The organism is Pseudomonas sp. URMO17WK12:I6, from assembly GCF_003253625.1.
Taxonomy (GTDB): domain Bacteria; phylum Pseudomonadota; class Gammaproteobacteria; order Pseudomonadales; family Pseudomonadaceae; genus Aquipseudomonas.
Window position 1 is genome coordinate 1 of sequence record NZ_QKYZ01000002.1, and the last position, 20,113, is coordinate 20,113.

Consider the following 20,113-nt stretch of genomic DNA (forward strand, 5'->3'; position numbering starts at 1 on the left):
ACCGTGTCGGCGCTGGTGATGGCAGCACTGCTTGCCGACTGATCCAGCGGATCCCTGCCGGTGACGACGATCGAGACGCCGGGAATCCGGCCGTTCGCATCGGCCGTCGCGCCCGCGGTCGTGAACATCAGGAACAACTGCTGACCCGACGGCGCATTGGCCAGACTGAATTCCGCGTCCTGACCGGCTCCGATGAACACCTTATTCAGCAGATTGACCGCATCGTCGGGGTTCGTCGCATCTGGATGCTTGAGCGGTTGGTACTCCACGGTCCAGATCTTGCCGCCCGAGAGTGGCGATCCGGTTTCTTCGATATAGGCCGCGAACACGATTGCGCCGCTTGCGCTCCCGGCTCGGCCCACCAGGATGTTGTCGTTGCTCGTATCGGTATAGAGAAGGATGCTGGTGCCATCGAGGGTGTCCAGTCCGCTGTCCACGCCATTGAGCAGTGCGCCAGTGCTGTCGACGAAGCTGACGTTGGTAATGGTTGCTCCAGGGTCGGCGGTGACGCTGAACGCATTGCTGCCGGTATTGCCCACGGCGCCGGTATAGCCACTCAAGGCCGCACCCATTGCGGTACCTGCACCCAGTGCGGTCAAACGGGTAGAGAAAGTCGAGGGCAGGGAGGCCAGCAAAATGTCGTTGTCGTCAGCGTCTCCCGCGGGGCTTGGCGTGGCGGTGCTGTTTTGCAACCCGGCCGTTTCGTCCAGCGTAACGCTCGCGCCAGAGGTCACAACGCTGAGAGCGTTGACCACTGAGTCGAGGGTCGGAATGTATAGGGGGGTCGGATCGCCCGTTAGCGATGAATTTTGCTCGCCGGTAGCCATGACTTTCTCCAGAGCAATTGCGGTCATCGAGGCCTGACCGTTGACCTTTGGTCGCAACTATGGAGAAGCGCCGGGGATTGCGCATCGGCCGAAACTCCCATGCGGGATGGGAGTTTCAGACTACTTGGGAGGGGAAAGAGGAGGAGGGCGCGAAGGAGTAACGTCGTATATTACGTTTGTGAATGAGCACAAGACGGCGGCGGGGGCGACCTCATGAGCTGGTTCCTCCACGCCGAATCACGATGGGCTGCTCGATCAGCCGCAGTTCGAGCTCGCCCGAGGCCGGCACGAAGCGCGGGCCAGTGCTTTCAGGCGTTGCCCGCAACCTCCAGGTGCGCTGCACCTTCGCCAGTTTGGCGACTCCCGACGCCACGGACCAGCGCCGGCAGACCTTCTCCAGTTTGAGCGGGTAGAGGGTGAGTTGGTCGCCGTTGAAGTGCATGCGCAGAAAGCATTTGTGGTCGGCGATGCGTTGCGAGGAAAAAACCACTTCGCTATGTAGCCCCCATAAAGTGTTGGCCATGACCATCCAGGCACCGAATAGCAGGCCTCCCAAACTACCACCGAGCACCAGTGTCCCCACCAGGAACAACAAGACCTGGAGCAGGTTTTCTACCTCGAACTGCAAGTAGTGGATGTTGATACGGCCCATGAGCCACAGCAGCCCGATCGCCAGTCCCAGGTGAAGCAACCCGTGAACGGCCCCGACGCCATAGGCAAGCTTTCGGGTGCGTTTGACCCCGGCGGCTGAGAGCACTGCGCAGCCCAGCACAATGGTCACGGCGAGCATCACCGACGAAGGACTGTGTGCCAGGACCAGGACCAGCTGTCGCCATACCTCGCGCAGGTTGGGAATAGAGGCTTCGAGGCCAGACAATACCTCGACCAGGCTGCGATTATCGCGCGCCGGATGGGGCACCTTGCTGGCGCTTTCTACCATCCAGTCGAACAGCAAGTACAAGATCGCCAGCATGCCGCAGAACGAGAGGTTGTGGGTGGGTAGCCGCCATGCCCGGTTACGCAGCTGCTCGGAGGTTTTTTTATCCGGGTAGGTTGCCGCCAGCTCGTAGTGCTGCGGCGTTCCGCCGACGCTGATCGGCTCGGGCGGATCTGGAAGTTGATGAGTGCCATGCAGGAAGGCGCCACCGCCTCCGCAGGTGATGCGTTGCGGTGCCTGGCTGCCGGCTTTTGGCTGGTAGCGCGCGTAATGGTGCGAGTCTCCGGCCAGGACCACCGCCAAGTGGTCACCCAAGAGCTGCTCGATCTCGCGCAGACTGCTGAAGCGCAAGGTCTGGGTCTCGATCGAGGGCAGGGTCTTGCGCCCCACGCGTGCGAGTCGTTCGGCCTCATCCACCCAGCTCGGCTCGGGTGTACAGAGGATCACGCGGTCGCCTGGCTGCAGTTTGGCGCGCATCTCTTCGAAGTACTGCTTCTGCTGGCGGTCGATCATCGACTCCAATTGCAGGTCCAGGCCCCAGATCCACCAGCCATTGGGCAGCTGCAGCACGTAGTAACTGGTGTGTTGACGGGTTTCCCAGCCGCCGATGGGCTTCTGCTCGCAAAACAGTTGGGAGAACCCGCGCAGGCCGTCATACCAATCGTGGTTGCCGGGCGTCGCCACTATCCACGGTGCACCTGGCTGCAGCACGGGCTGGTCCTGCTCATTCGGGCGGACCTTGGGGACCGGCGCGGGGAAGGCGGCGCGGAAGGGATCAAGGAAACGGGTGCGATAGCCGGATTGGGCCGGTGTGGGGTAGACCTGATCGCCGCCGAGCAGCAGCACGTCGCCGCGCGGCAGCGTGAGCTCCGGCAACTTGACATCCTGGCTGACGCACAGCGCCATGGAATAGGTGGAGTCCCAGCCATCGCCGGTATCCGCCAGATAGTCGATCCACACATCACCGTCGGCAGCCACCTGAATGGGTGGGTTAGAGCCCCGGGGGTTGAGCATGGCCAACACATCGCGTGGGTCTGCGAAGGCACCCATGGTGGTGGCCGCGGCCGATTGCATGCCCGTGCGCATGAGCTGAAACGGGCCTAACCAGTTGACCATCGACTCCTGGGTGTAGAGCTCGATGCGGCTATTGGTCGTGGAAGATTGGGTGGCGTGGGTCATGGCGAGGAGCGCAGAGTGCCCCTCTTCAAAGTGTCCCTCTCCAGGGCGGAACTCAATCGATTGCTCCTTCATCGCCTAGCCTCCATTGCTGTAAAGAGTCCGGGTACATCAGGTGGGGTTTGAATTCTTGTCGGTTGATTCAGAATAGGTCAGTTATGCGATAGCCGTCGGTTCATGGCAAGACGATCAAAACGATGGACCCGCCAGAATGGCGGGTCCGGAAGGGGGATCAGAGTGTCGGCAACTGCCCGATGCGACCCATCATCTCGGTCACGATCTGCAGGTCCAGCAGGAACTGGTCGACGGTCTTGAACTCGTTGTCGTTGTGGCCGGTGTACTTGAGCTCGGGCCTGGCCAAACCGAACTGCACGCCGTTGGGCAGCTCATGGACCGAAGTGGCGCCGGCTGAGGTACCGAACTTGTGTTCCATGCCAAGGTTCTCGCTGGCCACAGCCAACAGCGCCTTGACCCATTCACCTTCGGGGTTGCGGTACATCGGCTCGGCGATCTTGTAGTCGAAAGCCACTGCAATGTGAGTCTTCTTGCTCCAGGCACCCAGCTTTTCGGCGATTTCAGCCTTGAGCGCTTCCGGGGACTTGCCCTTCGGCACGCGCAGGTTGACCGCAAGCTTGAAGGCTTTTTCATCCATCCCGACATAGGTCAGGGAGGTGGTCAGCGGCCCCATGAAGGCATCGGAAAAACCGACCCCCAACTTGCCGCCCAGGTAGTCCAGTCCCCAGTTGTCGACGGCATAACGGGCGGCGTCGGTAATGTGGTTGTGCTTGAGCGCGACCTTGCCGTCGAGGCTGTTGATGAAGCCCAGCATCCGTGCCACCGGGTTGATGCCTGACTCGGGCTCGGAGGAGTGGGCGGAAACGCCGGTGACCGTGAGCTTGACGTCCTTGCCGACGACCTTGGCGGTCACCTCGAAGTTGCCGCCATTGCGCTTGGCATAATCGCTACCTGCCTTCTGCAGACTGGCGGCCAGTTCGGCGGGCTTGTCAGTCACAAGGGTAGCGACCGATGTCGACGGAATCTGGTTGGTTGCCAGGCCGCCCGTCATTGAGGTGATTTCGGCGCCCTTGCCCTGAGCGCTCCGCAGGGCAAAGTTCGCCATGACGGTGCCGTAGCCTTTCTCGGCAATCACCACCGGGTAGCCGCCATCCAGCGCCAGGTTGTAGTTGGGTGTCGGGTTGTGTTCGAAGTAATAGGGGATGGCGTCGCCGGTGGTTTCCTCGGTGGTGTCTACCAGCAGCTTGAAATGGCGAGCCAGCGGCAGCTTCTCTTCCTTGATGATCTTCATGGCGTAGAGCGCGACCACGATGCCGTTTTTGTCATCCTCGGTGCCTCGGCCATACATACGGTCGCCGACCAGGGTGACCTTGAACGGGTCGAGGCGGGTGCCGTCTTTCAAGACCCAGTTCTCCGGCGTCACGGGCACCACATCGGCATGTGCGTGAATGCCCACGATTTCGTCGCCAGCCCCTTCGAGGGATATTTCATAGACTCGGTTGTCGATATTGCGAAAGTTCAGGTTGAAGGCCTGGGCCAGGCCCTTGAGCTTGTCGGCGATCTTGATGAATTCAGGGTTGTCGTGTTGGGCCACGCCGTCCACGCGGAAGGTCGGGATGGCCACCAGTTCGCGCAGGGTCTCGGTAGCCGCGTTGCCGTACTTCACCCGCGCATAGAGGCCAAGCAGGCGATGAATCTCGTTCTGTTGTTCAGCGGAAAGGGGCTTGTTGCCCTGGAAAGCACTGATTGCCGGGCCGAGGTCGGCGGTTTTGGCAAGCTCGCTCTTGGCCAGGCGTTCCAGGAATTGCCTGAAATCCGTTACCGATGCATCGCTGAAGGTCTTGAGGATGGTCGCGCTCTGTTGCGGGGTAATGTTGGCGTGCGCTGAGGTGGTGAACGACGAAAGGCTGGCCAGCATCAGGGTTGTCGCGGCCAGTTGCTTAAGTGAAAAGTCCATTGCTGGGGGCATTCCTTTGCAGGTGGTTGGTAGGAAATATCTGATTGATTAGTCAGAAACTTTTCCAAACTAACACCAAGAGGGAGTAGTACGGGAGTACCTGAAGTGCGATCTGTCGCACAGAAATGCAAAAGCGACGCAGAAATGAAAAAGCCTACCAATGCAACTCGATGGCATTTTGCGCGTCCGTCTGGAGGCTGCTGCCCAAGCGTTTGCACTCGCGAGAAAGGGTGTCTTGCAGCCATTGACGGTCATCCCCTTCGGCGCGACAGAGGCGAAAGCGCTGCAGGCGAGTGGGTATCAGCTCCAGCGTCTGCAGGCGTCCGTCCGGGGCCAGCGAGGCAAAGTACAAAAGCCCCAGGTCGCCGCGATAATCTGCGTGGCCCTCGATGCCTTCGTAATCGTTCAGCAGATCCCCGCAGCCATAGAGAATCAGGCGCTCGCGGTACACTTCGATGCCCTTGACGTGGTGCGAGGAGTGGCCGTGCACCACGTCAACTCCGGCCTCATCGATCAGGGCATGGGCGAACCGGACCTGCTCCTGCGGGATCTCGAACCCCCAGTTGCCGCCCCAATGAATGGAGGCCACCACCCGATCCCCAGGATTTTTGTACTGGAGAATCCGTTCGGCCACAGGGCGCAGGCTTTGCATCGACAGATCTTCCAGCCGCGCGACGCCCGCGCGGCTATCCGTGGCGGCCCACTGCGGTGGAATGCCGCTGTCGGGAGCGCCGAGGCCAAACACCAGCAAGCGCTGTCCGCCAGACAACGGCAGCACGGCGGGCGCTTCGGCAGATTGTCGGTTGAGCCCGGCGCCGGCACTGCACATGCCGTTGTTCGCCAGGGTGGCCAGCGTATCGGCCAGGCCAGGCACGCCCCAGTCCAGCACATGGTTGTTGGACAGCACGCAGCAGTCGATGCCGGCGGCACTGATGGCCGGGAAGTTCTCCGGGCTCATGCGGTAATTGATGCCCTTTGGCTCCGGTCGTCCGCGTCGGGATACCGCTGTTTCCAGGTTGATGATGCGTGCGTGTGGCTGGCGAAGTTCGAACTCATCCAGCGCAACGCCCCAGATATAGGTGAAATCGACCGGGCGGGGAATCGGGCCATTGCGTCGTTCTGCCAACCGGACGTAATCGCCGGCTTTCTTGACGTAGTCTTCGTAAAGCCGTGGATCGCCAGGATGCGGCAGCACTGCGTCGATGCCTCGGGCGGTCATGACATCGCCGGTGAGAAACAGCTTCAGCGTATCGGTAACGGCTGCCATGGCACCCTCCGGATATCCCGAATAGCCTGGATCAACAGTAAATCTCTGTTTTAAAACAAATTAGTTTGTTTTTGGGCTTCCCAGATGCAGCGAAAGTTGATAAATTTCCGCGCGTTCTTGCAGAGGCCCTTACGGGGCTTGCAGCGTAGGGACGCAGCAGCTCGCTATTGCTCGTAAGCTGCGAAATCAGAAAGAGAGTGCCAGGCACTCGTCGCAACAGCTACAGGGGCGTCGCCAAGCGGTAAGGCAGCAGGTTTTGATCCTGCCATGCGTTGGTTCGAATCCAGCCGCCCCTGCCATTTTCCTTACACTCATCCAGTCATGACTCAGTCGACAGTATTGCGCGAGTCCAGGATGGTCGTGTTTACGAGAAACGCCAGTGCCGATCCGGCCTGGCGTTTTTTTGTGTCGGTTAAATACCCCTCTTGGTGTAATGCTGTTCACTTAAGCAATTTCAGCCGCGACGCATTCCTTGTAGCAGCTGCCGAGCTCGCGAGGCTGCGTTCGGCTGCGAAGCAGTCGTAAACCCTGAATGCACGGTGCGCCTGACGGACCGCAGTGCCTGATTTTACGACTGCTGCGCAGCCGAACGCAGCCTCGCGAGCTCGGCAGCTGCTACAGGCCGAACGCAGGCTTCGGCAGCTGCTACAGATCGCATTACGGCTTAAGTGAACAGCGAGCGCGACGCCGTAGCGGCGCGCTCGCCCGTCACTCAGTGGGGCGCGCGAGGGATGGTCTTGAGCAGGTCTTCAGGGCTGATGTGCCCGACAACCTGCTGCACGCTGCCCGGTTGCGGCAGACCAAGGATGTGCCCCTTCATCTTGCCGATCACGTGCATCTCGCAAGGCTTGCAGTCGAACTTCAACGTCAATACCTCGTCACCGTGCACCAGCTGCATCGGCGCGACCTTGGTGCGCACGCCGGTGACGCCCTTGGCCTGCTTGGGGCAGAGGTTGAAGGAGAAGCGCAGGCAGTGCTTGGTGATCATCACCGGCACCTCGCCGGTCTCCTCGTGAGCCTCATAGGCCGCGTCGATCAGCTTGACGCCGTGACGGTGATAGAAGTCGCGGGCTTTCTGGTTGTAGACGTTGGCCAGGAACGACAGGTGGGACTCCGGGTACACCGGTGGCGGATTGGTCTCGGCCTTGCGGCCACCCCGTGGGTGGGCTTCGATGCGGGCCGCGGTCAGCGCTTCGATGACTTCGCGGCGCAAGGCCTTGAGCTGCGAGTTCGGGATGAAATACGCCTGCGGTGCATCCAGCTTGATATCCGTGGCATGGTACTGCGTGGTGCCCAATTGGCCGAGCAAGTCGTGCAGTTGCTCCAGGGCCTGTTCCGGCTTGTTGGCCAGGCCGAATGGACCGTCCAGGGCGACATTGGCGCTGACACCTTCCTCGCTGGTGACGGTCAGTTCGAGGCGATCCTCACGCAGGCGAGCGACCCAGGCCAGACCCACCCGGCGCTCGGCGGAGGTCTTGAGCAGGGCTTGCTGCCAGTTGTGGTCGAGGTTGCGGCTCAGCGGGTGATTCGGCCGCAACTGGTGCAGCCCCTTTGGCATTTCGTTGGGCTCGACACGGTAGCGGTAGCGCTTTTCACCGTCTTCTTCGAACTCGCCTTTCGGTTCGGCGATGTTGGTACGCCAGCCCACCACCTCGCGCTTGACCAGCACATTGAGGCCGTCGCCGTTGGACAGCGGTTCGTGGGTGACCACCAGCAGGTCGCGCTTGCCGACTTTCTCCACCACGCCCACCGGCAGGCCGGTGAAGGTCGGCGAGTCGAAGGCGCCGATGTCGATCTTGCGCTCGCTGACGAAGTAGTCGGTGCTGCCACGATGGAAAGTCTTGTCCGGATCGGGCAGGAAGAAGTGCGCGGTGCGGCCGCTGGAAGCGCGAGCCAGGTCCGGACGGTCTTCGAGGACGTCGTCCAGGCGCTGGCGATAGTAGGCGGTGATGTTCTTCACATAGCCCATGTCCTTGTAGCGCCCCTCGATCTTGAACGAGCGTACACCGGCTTCCACCAGCGCGCGGATGTTGGCGCTCTGGTTGTTGTCCTTCATCGACAGCAGGTGTTTTTCGTAGGCGATCACACCGCCTTTTTCATCCTTGAGGGTGTAGGGCAGGCGGCAGGCCTGGGAGCAGTCGCCACGGTTGGCGCTACGGCCGGTCTGCGCATGGGAGATGTTGCACTGGCCGGAGAACGCCACGCACAGCGCGCCATGGATGAAAAACTCGATGGCCGCGTCGGTCTCGTCGGCAATCGCGCGGATCTCCTGGAGGTTCAGCTCGCGGGCCAGTACCAGCTGCGAGAAACCGGCCTGATCGAGGAACTTTGCCCGCGCCAGGGTGCGGATGTCGGTCTGGGTGCTGGCGTGCAGCTCGATCGGCGGAATGTCCAGCTCCATCACGCCCAGATCCTGGACGATCAGCGCATCGACGCCGGCGTCGTACAACTGGTGGATCAGCTTGCGCGCCGGCTCCAGCTCGTTGTCATGCAGGATTGTGTTGATGGTGGTGAACACCCGCGCGTGATAGCGACGGGCGAATTCCACCAATTGGGCGATATCGCTCACCTCGTTACAGGCGTTGTGGCGGGCGCCGAAGCTCGGGCCGCCGATGTACACCGCGTCGGCGCCATGCAGGATGGCCTCGCGGGCGATGGCCACGTCACGGGCGGGGCTGAGCAATTCCAGGTGATGCTTGGGTAGGGACATGTTTTTTTAGTCTGGCTTGTCACGGTCAAGGTGCGCATTGTAGCGGCGAAACGCCTGACCGGCACCCATGTGCTGCCCGATGGCGTTTGTCCGCTGAGCAACACGAATAACCATCGGCTTCATCCTTTGGCCGAATCCGATGGCTGATGTGATGAATCTGCCGCTGAGCAAGGAAGGACAGAATATTCAGCCATGATTAATCGCAAGTGTTCGATGGCTTCCTGGTATTTACGATCGGCGTTGCGTTTTTTCTCTTGGTACTGCGTGAATTTTTCCGCGTCCATGTGGGGCTGATCGAGAAGATCAAGGGCGGCGCGGCTCAGGTCATAGGCTTCATTGAACAGTTGTCTGTTTCGTTCAAGCGCCAGATTCAGACAGGCTGTCGCTTGCTCGGAAGTCATCGTGCCGTTCATTCACCGCGCCCTCTCGATTGACGTGAAGGGGGAAGGATCAAATTCAAAGACGCTGGATCAAGACCCGGCTATCGACCGCGCCGCCACACCTTGAGGTAGTCCACGCTGAATGTGGAGGGCAGATCGGCGTCGTCGACAACGCCGAACCAATTCCACATGGCCTCGCTGTCAAAGTTGATTTGCATCGGGAAGAACCAGTGGGTGTTCTTGGCCTCTCGCACCAGGACGCCGTCTACGTACCAGCGCAAGGTGTCGGGTTGCCAGTCAAAACCGTAGACATGAAAGTCGCTGGCCAGGCGCCACGGGGCGATCCAGCTGCTGCCGTCGCTGAGGTGGGCGGTGCTCTGTGGCGTGGCCCAGACGTGGGCGTTCATGTTGTATAGACGGTCGAAGGCGGCGCCCTTGGTCTTGCCGCCGATCTCGAATATGTCGATCTCCGTGGCATTGTCGGCAAGCCCCGTCCACGCTAGCCAGAAGGCGCTGGAACCCGCCGATTCCATGGGTTTGGCGCGGGCTTCGTAGTAGCCGTAAAAACTGCGCTCGATCGTGCGGACCATCGCCGAGCTATAGCCTTGGTAACCCAGCCGAACGTACTTTTGCGGCACGTTTTCCTTGCGGAAAACGATGTTGAGATTGCCATCACTCAGGTAGGCATTGTTCGGCGTGAACAGCGCCGGTTTACGCCCGAGCGATTCGGTGCCCGTGGCATTGTTGACGTGCCAGCGACTGGTGTTAAGGGTCGCACCGTTGAAGTCGTCGGAAAATTGGCTGTCCACCCTCCATTGGCCGACATTGGCCTGATCGGACAACGGCAGTTCGGCATTGATCCGCTGCGGTACAGCGTCCAGGGGGCCGATACGGGTCCAGGAATTGGCAGCCTTGGGGATAGCGACGGACCACTTTTGCGCCAGATACTGAAACACGCGCTGCCGTTCCTCCAGAGAGGCCAGGTGACGGTCGTACACCAACACTTCCGCGATGTCGCCACGCAAGTCTTCAGTGCTACCGACCACATTGCGCCCCACCGCAAACGGGCCTATAGGCACGTCGTTGAGTTCCAGAACAAACAGGGTTGGATCGTAGGCGGTGGGCTGTTGCACGCTGATCGCGAAATTCGGTGCCACGTTGTCGTTTTCAGCGATCCACGGGCGCGAGCTGAACAGCCGCTGCCAGGTCTCGCCGCCGCTTTGCCCGTTCAGTCTGCGTGACACGATCAATAAGGTCATGGGGCCTTTTGCGGCACGAATTGTCTTGCCAAGGAACGCCGACGAGCCACTCAAACGCACCACCGAATGGCCATTCATGGCGTCCTCCACACGCAGCGGAAGTGCGGCGCCTGCGGCATCGTCTACGGTAACGTCATTGGATTTGCCGGACTTGTCGTGCCACCGCAGGAGGTGGTTCTGGGCATCGAAGGTCATTTTTGAAGCATCGGCAGCGTCGAGCCACAGCACCAGGCCGTTGGCCAGCGGCGGGGGAGTGCCCCCCGACGCGTAGCACACAACCGATACCAGGGCTGCCAAAAGGATGTACCTGCTCATACCCATTGCTTTAACACAATCGATGCGGCCAATCCGGGTTGGGAGCGGTATCCGTGCGGATTACACATTTGCCATCGCCAGGTGTCGATGATCATCTGCATCAGGTCGCGCTGTGCGTACCAGCCCAGATCACGCCCCGCCTTGGTGGGGTCGGCCCAACATTCGGCGATATCGCCGACACGGCGCGGCGCGAACCGGAACGGGATGGTAATACCGGTAATGTCCTCGAAGCTGCGGATGATTTGCAGCACGCTGTGGCCAATGCCTGTTCCCAGGTTCCAGACGTGGATACCGTTTCTGTTCTGCAACGCCCGCAACGCTTTGAGATGGCCTTCGGCAAGGTCGACCACATGGACGTAATCGCGCACGCACGTTCCGTCGACGGTGGGATAGTCGCTGCCGTATACGGTGAGTTCGGGCATTTGCCTCATCGCGACTCGTGTCAGGCAAGGCAGCAGATTGTTGGGCTTGCCATTGGGGTTTTCCCCGATCAGCCCGCTATCGTGAGCACCAATCGGGTTGAAGTAGCGCAGCACCGCAATGCTCCACTGCGGATCGGACAGGCACAAGTCGGTGAGCAACTCTTCGATCAGCAGCTTGGTACGACCATAGGGATTGATCGGTTTGCCTGTGCCTAGATCTTCAATGAGCGGTATCTGTCGGGGAATGCCATACACCGTGGCCGATGAGCTGAACACCAGTTTGAAGACCTCGAATCGGGCCATCGCATGGCAAAGATTGAGCGTACCAATGACATTGTTGGCGTAATAGTCGAGCGGCTTTCGAATGCTTTCCTCCACGGATTTGAGACCGGCAAAGTGCACCACGGCATCGATGTCGTAGCGGCTGAAGATATCATCGAGCAGGTGGTTATCGCGGATATCACCTTCAATGAAGTCGACTCGCTTGCGAGTCAGATACTCCAGGCGCGCGAGCGATTCGCGGCAGCTGTTACACAAGTTATCGAGGACCAGCACCTGTTGACCGGCGTCAATCAGGGTCAGGGTGGTATGCGAGCCGATGTATCCGGCCCCGCCGGTAATCAACGTGGTTTTGTGCATGATGAGGCGTTCCTGTCACAAGGAAATTGCGCGAGTCAGGAGAATGTGGGCCGGGTAGGAGAAAGGTTGTCGGGTGCGTCCTCTCAGCGGGTGGTGAAAACCGATTTGAATTCTTGCAGCCAGCGCGGATGCATCACGCTGTACGCCACGGCATAGCTCAGCGCGCCAACCACGATGCTGCAGAACAGGTGCAGGTAGCCTTGAACACTCAATCGGGAAGAAACCATCAGGACGATCGCAGCCATGACCAACGAGGCAACCACGCTGCGATAGTTGGTTTCGAAAAACAGCCGCCAGTCATAGCCGATTGCGCGGTTCAACCCACGGATTTGCAGTGGCGTGATGATCGCCATCCGGGCTAGCAGGGCGAGGGCGGCGGCCATGCCGCCATAAAGGCTGCCGAAGCTATAGACCAGCGCCAGTGCCAGTACGGTGGTTGCCACTTCGGCCTTGATGGTCAGGTGGCTGCAATTGACCGCGACCAGTGCGGTTGTGGCGTACATGGCGGTATTGCCGATGGCTGCCGTGCACGCAAGCACTTGCAGCAGGGGAATGGCCTCGGTCCATTTGGCGCCGAAGATCAACAGGATCAGGTCATGCGCCGTGAGTGCGATGCCGATGAACAGGGGCGTCAGCAGGAAGCCGCTGACGGCGGTCGAATCGCTGATGATCGCGCGCAACCGCGAGGGATCGGCGCTGCGCCGGGCAAACACCGGCAGCGCATAGCTGATCAGGCCGTGATAGATCGCCGTGCGCGGCAGATCGATGATGCGCATCGCCATGTTGAACATGCCCACCGCGTTGCTACCGGCCGTCATGCCCAGGATGACGGTGACCCCGCGTTGTAGCGTTTGCGAACTCAGCGCGTTGATGGCAACCGGTGCGCCGGCCTTCAACAGTTCGCGCAGGAGCGGGCCGTCAATGTAAAAGGCAATGCGGCGCGGGTCTGCACGCATCAATACGACAATGGACACGAACTCCATGATCAGTACCTGGGCAATGACCGCCCAGGCCCCCAACCCCCAAAGCGCGACAGCGATGCCACCCACGCCACCACACACTTTGCCCAGTAACGTGCGCGACGCCAACATCCTGAAGTTGCCGCTACGGCGCATTTGCGCCACATAGACCCGCGCCATCATGGTGAACAGGATTTTCACCGAGGCCACCGCCGTCATCCATCGCAGCACCGGGTCGGGTGTGTACAGCGTTACCGCGCCCGAGATGACGACGATGGACAGCAGGCTGACGAGTACCGACGCCCAGAAGGCTGTGGCGATGTGTTTGTCTTCCAGTCGTTCGAGTCGTACCAGCGGGTCTTCCAGAACCGAGGAATAAATCATCCCGATCAACTCGACGACGGCAATGATGACCGTGCCCACACCCAACTCTGTGGGCGACAGCAGCCTGGCATACGCGACAAAGGTAATCATCGACAGGAAAATCAGGCCGAATTTCTCGGTGAAAATCCAGATCAATTTAACCAGACGATGATTGGCCATGGCGGATACCGGCTCAATGAGCGGTGGTGGACGCAGGTGCCTTGCGCAATGATTGGACGCATGCATAGAGGAAGCGCAATGTCGGTTTGCCGTTCCTGAAGATCAGCGCTTGCCAGGAATACTCCAGCATTCGCCGGTACACACCGATCACTTGGGCATGCTCTCCTCTGCGGGAAAACAGTTCGAGAAAGTCGGAGAGGCTGCCCAGCGCGAAATCGATCCGTTGCTGCTTGCTGAGCTGCGGGCCAAAGTGGGCGAGGTACTCTTCGATGAACCTGATCTTGTGCGGGTAGTACCTTGTCGGTTGCGCGGTCATGTTGGCGCTGTTGACCATGCGCTGCAGCAGCACCTCTGGCACCGTATGGACCTCCCAGTGTTCGGCGATCCGGGTCCACATGAAGCGGTCTTCGGAGTAACGCAGGCTGGCATTGAAGCCGCCGAGTTGCATGATCACGTCGCGTTTGACCATCGCGGAGGACACGCCATTGAGGACGTTGGCGCGGATGAAATCGTCGAAATGCCTACCGTTTTTTTGCCGGTCTTCCAGTATTCGCCTGCCATCGCTGTAGTCGTTATGCACGTAGCAATCTATCAGCCCCACCGGCCGTCCCTGACGATCCAGTTCTTCAAACAGTGCCACTTGTTGCTCCAGCTTTCGCGGATACCATCTGTCATCGGCATCGAGAAACGCCACAAGAGTCTCTTCAGTGTGCTGCAGTCCGTGGTTGCGGGCGCTGGCCTGGCCTTCGTTGGCTTGATGCAACAGCGTCAGGCGAAACGGCGCCGCGAAGTCCCTGACCCGTTGGGGTCCATCATCGGTGGAACCATCGTCGATGACGATGACGTGATCGGGCAGTCGCGTTTGCCCGGCCACGGACGCCAGTGTTTGCTCAATGCTGTCGGCGCCGTTGTACATCGCGATTATGACGCACACGGTATTGGGTGAAGGGTGGGCTTGGTCTGGCATGGTTATTTCTCCTTTCGTTACGCCTTGGCTGAATCGCGCGGCAATGCCTCGCCGGACGGACGCTGACGCAGGGTTGCTGCTGACAACACGGGGTATTTCGCGTGGTGATGCCGAAAGGACAGGGCCAGGACGCAGAACACCAGAAACTCCGCCGAGCGGTAGTTGGGCACGACATACGCTACATAGTTGGTGAGCATGAATGATCCGACGATGACCATCGCGCTGACATGAAACCGTGCCGATTGGTCCGCCATCACGGCCCGATAGTGTTTTAGCAGTGCCTCGATCAGCATGAGGAGCAGCGCTATCAACTGAACGATACCGCCGTTCAGCAAGGTTTCGATGTAGCCGTTGTGGGCATTACCGATGTAACCCCAGCGGCTGATAAAGACCTCGGCGCTGGGGCTGGACCAGAAGGCGCCGAAGCCGTAACCCTTGAGGAATTCGGCGTCGATCAGCGGTGTGAGCAGGTCCCAGATCAACGTGCGGTCGGTGAGTGATGGATCACGACCGGTCAGCTCCAGCAGCAGCGTGTAGTTGCCGTAGAGAAAGAAACAGATCAGCAAATAGACGATCGTCGTGCCGAGGAATGCGGGCCATGAACGGTTGATGTGCAAACGGATCAGCGTGAGGAAGTACCAGTAGCTCACGGTGCCGGCAACAATCAGTGCTGTGGCGGTGGCGGATTGGGCCAGTGCAATCGCGATCAGCGAGAACAACGAGCAGATGATGGCCCAGGGATTGCCCTGACGGATCATCGGCAGCAGTAGCAAAATGGCGATCGCGTTGATCCGGGCGCCGGCATTTTTATCCGGGAAAATCCCTTTGAATGCACCCTCGCGAACACCGCCGTTAATGAAGGCGACATCGGGCCTGACAAGCGCCAGTATCAAGCCGAACAACGCAGCGGCGCCGATGAGACAGCCGAGCATGAAGGCGATTTTCTCGAGGCTGTAGTTGTAGGCGATGAAACCCGCAAAGAAGACCACGCTGATCAGCGCCACAAAACGTTTGAAACTTAACATCGGGTCGTGGGACCAACTGATCGATACCGCCAGGCAGAGCATGAACACCAGCAAGAAGGCGTTGTTCCTGTAAAAGCTTTTGCTGAGGAAGACCTTGTTGCGGATGAAGAAGAACAGCGGTACCAGCAGGGTGATCAGACCGCAAATCTGATTGACCGCGTTGCCTTCGAGGTCTTTTTCGGCCAAGTCCAGATTTGACGTATCCGCCAGCCCGGAAAAAAATCCGATCACCTGGATGTAGAACAGCACACCGAACAGCGTGAAGGCGTTGCGCAGCGTGCTGTACCTGAGTTCCAGTGTGTTCATCACGACTGCCTCCCGAGTAGCGCATCGAGATAAGTTTTCGCCGCGCAAGCGCTCACGAAACGGGCGGCGGCATCGATGCGGGCCTGGCGATTTACATCACGCGGCAACGTCAGCTGCATCGTGATGGCCTGCGCCAGCGCGTCAGGGGCGTCGACGGCCACCAGCGGAGCGATCGCGCCATTATCGAGAATCTCTTGCGGTCCATAGGGGCAGTGAGTCGATACCACCGGAGTGCCAGTGGCCATGGCCTCGACCAGTGCGTTGGGGCTGCCCTCGAAACGCGACGACAGTACAAAACAATCGGCCGCCGCCACTTCTGCCATCGGATCACTGGTATAGCCTGGTAAATCGAACCGGTCGGCCACGCCCACAGCGACCGCTTGTTCGAGCAATTGGGCCCTGAGCGCGCCTTCGCCGAAAATGATCAATCGGGCACTGGGATCGGGCAGTCGGGCGAAGGCGTCGATCAATACGTCAAAGCCTTTTTGTCGCGCCAGGCGGCCCACGGCGACAATCACCGGGGTGGACTTTTCCTGCAGCCAGCGGTGGTTTGGACGCGCCGGTGCCTTGTCGCGAAAATCGTTGTCGAGCACCGGATTGTCGGCGATGGTGACATCCTGGGGGCGGGTGATGGTGGTGTCGATCAGATCCTGGGCTACGCCGCGCGAGACGCAGATCACCGGATTGGGGATCAGTCGATACAGCAATGGTGCCAGCAGATACGCTGTGCGCACCTTCAACGCAGGGTTGACATATTTGTCATGGGAAAACGCGTTGCGCTCGCTGACATGCAGGCGCGCCAGCGTACCTGACAGCGCGGCGGCAGCGATGGCCACGACGTTGACGTGGGTGAGGGCGGCCAGTAGCGCGTCGAAGCGATTGTGGCGAAGAAAGCGTGCCAGCGCCGGCACGGCCCTGGAGCTGCGCGCGCTGTGCAACTCGACCTGTTTTACCCGTGGGTCGAGGTGCGCCGAGTTCACGCCGGTGCCAGTGAGCATCAGTAAAGTCACGTCATTGCCAGCGTCAGTCAGCGCTCCAGCGAGGCGCGCCATCATTTTTTCGGCACCGCCTCCACCCAAGTCCTGCAGAATAATCAGCAATTTTTTCATTGATTCCATACCTGGTAATACGCCTGCGCGGCGTATTGACTGGTGTACTGGCGGACTGCATCAGCGGCCACTTGTGCGTTTGGCGCAGCCTGGTCTTGTGAGGCCAGGCTGCGCAGCATTCCTTCGGCCAGTGCCGGTACATCATTGACCTTGACCAGTTGGCCGAGTCGGCCGTTATCAAGCAGCTCCCTGGGCCCGGTCTCGCAGTCGCAGGCCAGCACGGGCGTACCCAGCGCCAGGGCCTCGATCAGGACGGTCGGCAAGCCTTCATGAAAGGAACTCAGGATCAGCAGTCGTGCATGCCTGATCAATGGGTAGGGATTGCTCAGGAAACCAGTGAAATGCACACGGTCCTCGATGCCCAGGTGGTTTGCCTGCAATGTCAGCGCGGCGAGTTGCGGCCCATCGCCAATGATCACCAGATCCGGCAGCGCGGCGCTGCTCAAGGCCATGGCATAGGCATCGAGCAGCAAATGGAAGCCCTTCGGTTCCACCAGCCGGCCCACTGCCAACCAGAACTCGGTCGGCAACCCTCTGAGCAGGGGCGTCTGCGCGGCGCTGAGCAGTTGTTCGGTGACCACCGCATTGGGGCAATAACGGATACGCTGGCGACCCCAGGGCACCAGATCGGCGAGGGCCTGATGCAGGCCTTTGGATACCGCCACCACCTGATCGTTGCCGCAGAGGTACAACCCATAGAGCAGGCGCAGGGTAGTGAGGCCTATTCTCTGCTCGCCGCAATCCAGTGCCGCGTGACGGGCGTAGATGACCTTGCATGAGCGACCCAGGGTGGCAAACCAGGTGCAGAGGTTGGCCTGTTCCTTGGCGGCGATAAGGTGGGTCACACGCTCGCGGCGGATAAGGCGACGCAGCACTCCGATCGACTTGAGCAGACCGAAGAATCCATTGCCGCCACCATTGAAGGTGGCCGCTTCTTCGTCGTCCGCGGTATCGCCGTTCATGACGAAGTAACTGACCCGCTGGCCATCCTTGAGAAACTGCCGGGCCAGGCGCTGCTGGACACGCTCCAGGCCGCCATCGGGCTTGAAGTCCTTGAGGATGAACAGGATATGCATGGTTGGCGCTCAGGGATAAGTGATATGGATCGTCACTTGGCGCCGGACGATCATCGCCAGCAGATGAACAAAATTGGTCGGGTAATCGACCAGGTAGCGCTTGATGGTGTGGGGTTCGCGGTACATCCGATAGAACGCGCGCAGATGCAGACGGTTGATCAGCTCAGGGTAGTAATGGTGTGTGGCCGTCGCCTCTTGGCGTATGAAGCCGCCACAGGTGAATGCCACACCGTTGAAGCCGGCACGCAGGGCATCCTGTTCGAACTGCTCTTGAAGCCCGGCGCCCAGACCGACGATCAGGATGTTGGCTTCACTGCGGCAGATGTCCGCCTGAATGCACGCGGCCTGCGGTGCATCGAAATAGCCGTTGTGATGACCGGCGATAAGCAACGCCGGGTAGCGCCCCTTGATCTTGTTGATGAACAGGTCCAGTTCGGTTTGCCTGGCACCGACAAAATAGATTCGCTTGCCTTGTTTCTCGGCACAACTGAAGACAGCGTCGGCGATGGACGTGAAGTCGAAGCTGACCCGACCGATCGTCCGGCCGGTGATGCGCGACATGAAGGTAGACATCAACATTCCATCGCAAAAATAGGCGATGGACGTCGGACTCCGATCGAACAGACTGCCGATGGACGCAAAGTTAATGAAGGAAAATGCTTTGTTGGCGTCCAGCAGGTTCGGTGCGAAATGCCCGATCAGTTCCAGATCTATCATGGCTGACTCCTTAATAAATGTCCTTTGAGAACAACGTGAAAGGGGTCTTGACGAGAATCTTGATGTCCAGCCACAGCGACCATTGGTTGATGTAGTTGAGGTCCTGGGCGACGCGTTGCTGCATTTTTTCCAGCGTCTGGGTTTCACCGCGATGCCCGGTGATCTGGGCCAGCCCGGTGATGCCTGGCTTGAGGCGATGACGGGCCATGTAGGCGCGTACTTTGCCGGTGTAGTAAATATTGTGAGTGACCGCGTGCGGTCGCGGGCCGACAAGGGCCATTTCACCGAACAGCACGTTGAAGAGCTGCGGTAGCTCATCGATCGAACTACGGCGCAAAAAGCGCCCGAGCGGGGTGATGCGTTCATCTTCGCGAGAGGCTTGGCGCACTTCGCTGTCGTCATGCACATGCATCGAGCGGAACTTCCAGACCTTGATCACCTCGGCGTTACAGCCGTAACGATCTTGTTTGAACAACACCGGGCCGGGCGAAGAGAGCTTGACCGCTGCCGCCACGATCAGCAGCAAGGGGCTGAGCACAATAATGGCCACGGCGGCCAGGCTACGTTCGAACAGCTCTTTGCAGAGCAGGCTGCCGGGGTGCGAACTGATGAGGCTTTCATTGAGGTAGATGGCCGGCATTCGCTCTATTTCCGAGATCGATTGATTGAGCAGCACCATGCTGCCGAAATCAGGAATCCAGACCACATCGACATTCATGTCCAGAAGGTCGATGTACAGGGCTTCAATGATGGCGGCCTGCGCCAACGGCAGGACGATGTAGACCCGGCGTACGTGCAGGTGGGTGATGATCTCGCGAATCTCGTCGATGCGGCCCAGCAGCGGCAAAATGCTCGGTGCCGGGCCGGTATGTTCGGCGGTCGCGATAAACCCCAGTACGGGTACGCGGTTCGGTCTGGACAGTTTCCTTGCAAGCCGGCATGCGGTCGGGCAAGTACCGATGATTACCGCGCGGCGTTCGTTACAGAGCTTGCGCGAGTGCAATCGAGCCAGGTAATGCAAGGGCAGGAAGCTCGCAGCCTGGATCAGGTAACCCAATACGGTCCAGACGATGATCACTTGACGCGAAAAAATCGCGCTGGTCTGGGTGACAAAGGCGATGCTGATCAGAACGGCCAGCAGAATCAGCCAGGCCGCCAGCAAACGACCGAGCCCCGACAACCACTCATGACGCTTGTGGTAAACCTGCATGACGCTGTAGATCGGAATCGAGCCGAGCACAGTGAGAACCATCAGGATGCGGTATTCACTGGTCAGGCTGCCGACCCTCCAATGCACCAGCAATATCAATAGCAGGTTGACCAGGCTGAGCGCACACACCCATTGGCCCCAGAAAGTCAGACCTCGCCGGTGCATCATTTGAGCGGTATATAGCGATGTCATCGGCTCAACCTCCAGGCATGGGTTGGACATCGGCGTCGAATTCTGCACGCCCTCGTTCCCGCACGCTGGTATCGATCGACTGGGATGAAGCAGTTTTTGGTGTTT

15 protein-coding genes and 1 tRNA gene are annotated in these 20,113 nt (G+C 59.7%); 1 reads left to right on the top strand and 15 read right to left on the bottom strand.

Going from position 1 to position 20,113, the window contains the following annotated elements; all coding sequences use genetic code 11:
- From F475_RS03700 to F475_RS03715, 4 genes are all read right to left on the bottom strand, one after another.
- Positions 1-827, bottom strand: an 827-nt coding sequence (locus F475_RS03700; RefSeq protein WP_256597067.1) for a DUF5801 repeats-in-toxin domain-containing protein, incomplete at its 3' end; no start/stop codon positions are given.
- 211 nt (positions 828-1,038) lie between these two features.
- Positions 1,039-3,015: a metallophosphoesterase gene (locus F475_RS03705; RefSeq protein WP_111453151.1), complete on the bottom strand. Its 1,977-nt coding sequence runs from the start codon at positions 3,013-3,015 to the stop codon at positions 1,039-1,041.
- A gap of 157 nt (positions 3,016-3,172) precedes the next feature.
- Positions 3,173-4,912: a dipeptidase gene (locus tag F475_RS03710; protein WP_111453152.1), complete on the bottom strand. Its 1,740-nt coding sequence runs from the start codon at positions 4,910-4,912 to the stop codon at positions 3,173-3,175.
- Between the two features lie 154 nt (positions 4,913-5,066).
- Positions 5,067-6,179 (bottom strand): CapA family protein, encoded by a 1,113-nt coding sequence (locus tag F475_RS03715; protein WP_111453153.1) that lies wholly within the window; start codon positions 6,177-6,179, stop codon positions 5,067-5,069.
- 224 nt (positions 6,180-6,403) lie between these two features.
- Between F475_RS03715 and F475_RS03720 the strand changes: the two genes are divergently transcribed.
- Positions 6,404-6,478, top strand: a tRNA-Gln gene (locus F475_RS03720).
- A 413-nt stretch (positions 6,479-6,891) separates the two neighbouring features.
- Here the strand turns inward: F475_RS03720 and F475_RS03730 are convergent.
- From F475_RS03730 to F475_RS03780, 11 genes are all read right to left on the bottom strand, one after another.
- Positions 6,892-8,889: a U32 family peptidase gene (locus F475_RS03730; protein WP_064617477.1), complete on the bottom strand. Its 1,998-nt coding sequence runs from the start codon at positions 8,887-8,889 to the stop codon at positions 6,892-6,894.
- Between the two features lie 119 nt (positions 8,890-9,008).
- Positions 9,009-9,302: a hypothetical protein gene (locus tag F475_RS03735; RefSeq protein WP_111453154.1), complete on the bottom strand. Its 294-nt coding sequence runs from the start codon at positions 9,300-9,302 to the stop codon at positions 9,009-9,011.
- A gap of 68 nt (positions 9,303-9,370) precedes the next feature.
- Positions 9,371-10,843, bottom strand: a complete 1,473-nt coding sequence (locus F475_RS03740) for a family 16 glycosylhydrolase (protein WP_111453155.1) — start codon at positions 10,841-10,843, stop codon at positions 9,371-9,373.
- On the bottom strand, positions 10,840-11,904 hold the full coding sequence (gene galE / locus F475_RS03745; RefSeq protein ID WP_096480326.1) for a UDP-glucose 4-epimerase GalE: 1,065 nt from the start codon (positions 11,902-11,904) through the stop codon (positions 10,840-10,842). Before galE ends, F475_RS03740 begins: the two co-directional genes overlap by 4 nt.
- 83 nt (positions 11,905-11,987) lie before the next feature.
- Entirely contained in the window at positions 11,988-13,406 is a 1,419-nt protein-coding gene (locus tag F475_RS03750; protein ID WP_086945653.1) for an oligosaccharide flippase family protein, read from the bottom strand.
- Between the two features lie 13 nt (positions 13,407-13,419).
- Complete coding sequence (locus F475_RS03755; protein ID WP_111453156.1) at positions 13,420-14,373, bottom strand: glycosyltransferase family 2 protein; 954 nt, start codon at positions 14,371-14,373, stop codon at positions 13,420-13,422.
- Between the two features lie 17 nt (positions 14,374-14,390).
- Positions 14,391-15,704: an O-antigen ligase gene (locus F475_RS03760; RefSeq protein WP_111453157.1), complete on the bottom strand. Its 1,314-nt coding sequence runs from the start codon at positions 15,702-15,704 to the stop codon at positions 14,391-14,393.
- The gene (locus F475_RS03765) at positions 15,704-16,813 is read right to left on the bottom strand and encodes a glycosyltransferase (RefSeq protein ID WP_111453158.1); all 1,110 of its coding nucleotides are present in this window, start codon (positions 16,811-16,813) and stop codon (positions 15,704-15,706) included. Before F475_RS03765 ends, F475_RS03760 begins: the two co-directional genes overlap by 1 nt.
- The gene (locus F475_RS03770; protein ID WP_111453159.1) at positions 16,810-17,889 is read right to left on the bottom strand and encodes a glycosyltransferase; all 1,080 of its coding nucleotides are present in this window, start codon (positions 17,887-17,889) and stop codon (positions 16,810-16,812) included. Before F475_RS03770 ends, F475_RS03765 begins: the two co-directional genes overlap by 4 nt.
- Before the next feature lie 9 nt (positions 17,890-17,898).
- Positions 17,899-18,606 carry a WecB/TagA/CpsF family glycosyltransferase gene (locus F475_RS03775; protein WP_018928897.1) on the bottom strand — a complete coding sequence of 236 codons (708 nt, stop codon included), beginning with the start codon at positions 18,604-18,606 and terminating at the stop codon, positions 17,899-17,901.
- A 10-nt stretch (positions 18,607-18,616) separates the two neighbouring features.
- Complete coding sequence (locus F475_RS03780) at positions 18,617-20,008, bottom strand: undecaprenyl-phosphate glucose phosphotransferase (protein WP_111453160.1); 1,392 nt, start codon at positions 20,006-20,008, stop codon at positions 18,617-18,619.
- Positions 20,009-20,113 lie beyond the last annotated feature (105 nt).

What these genes read in the sequence shown, in the direction of transcription:
- F475_RS03715 (WP_111453153.1), bottom strand. Translation starts at nt 6,179, where the DNA reads ATGGCAGCCGTTACCGATACGCTGAAGCTGTTTCTCACCGGCGATGTC.
- F475_RS03740 (WP_111453155.1), bottom strand. Translation starts at nt 10,843, where the DNA reads ATGAGCAGGTACATCCTTTTGGCAGCCCTGGTATCGGTTGTGTGCTAC.
- galE (WP_096480326.1), bottom strand. Translation starts at nt 11,904, where the DNA reads ATGCACAAAACCACGTTGATTACCGGCGGGGCCGGATACATCGGCTCG.
- F475_RS03705 (WP_111453151.1), bottom strand. Translation starts at nt 3,015, where the DNA reads ATGAAGGAGCAATCGATTGAGTTCCGCCCTGGAGAGGGACACTTTGAA.
- F475_RS03775 (WP_018928897.1), bottom strand. Translation starts at nt 18,606, where the DNA reads ATGATAGATCTGGAACTGATCGGGCATTTCGCACCGAACCTGCTGGAC.
- F475_RS03770 (WP_111453159.1), bottom strand. Translation starts at nt 17,889, where the DNA reads ATGCATATCCTGTTCATCCTCAAGGACTTCAAGCCCGATGGCGGCCTG.
- F475_RS03760 (WP_111453157.1), bottom strand. Translation starts at nt 15,704, where the DNA reads ATGAACACACTGGAACTCAGGTACAGCACGCTGCGCAACGCCTTCACG.
- F475_RS03755 (WP_111453156.1), bottom strand. Translation starts at nt 14,373, where the DNA reads ATGCCAGACCAAGCCCACCCTTCACCCAATACCGTGTGCGTCATAATC.
- F475_RS03710 (WP_111453152.1), bottom strand. Translation starts at nt 4,912, where the DNA reads ATGGACTTTTCACTTAAGCAACTGGCCGCGACAACCCTGATGCTGGCC.
- F475_RS03750 (WP_086945653.1), bottom strand. Translation starts at nt 13,406, where the DNA reads ATGGCCAATCATCGTCTGGTTAAATTGATCTGGATTTTCACCGAGAAA.
- F475_RS03735 (WP_111453154.1), bottom strand. Translation starts at nt 9,302, where the DNA reads ATGAACGGCACGATGACTTCCGAGCAAGCGACAGCCTGTCTGAATCTG.
- F475_RS03730 (WP_064617477.1), bottom strand. Translation starts at nt 8,889, where the DNA reads ATGTCCCTACCCAAGCATCACCTGGAATTGCTCAGCCCCGCCCGTGAC.
- F475_RS03765 (WP_111453158.1), bottom strand. Translation starts at nt 16,813, where the DNA reads ATGAAAAAATTGCTGATTATTCTGCAGGACTTGGGTGGAGGCGGTGCC.
- F475_RS03780 (WP_111453160.1), bottom strand. Translation starts at nt 20,008, where the DNA reads ATGACATCGCTATATACCGCTCAAATGATGCACCGGCGAGGTCTGACT.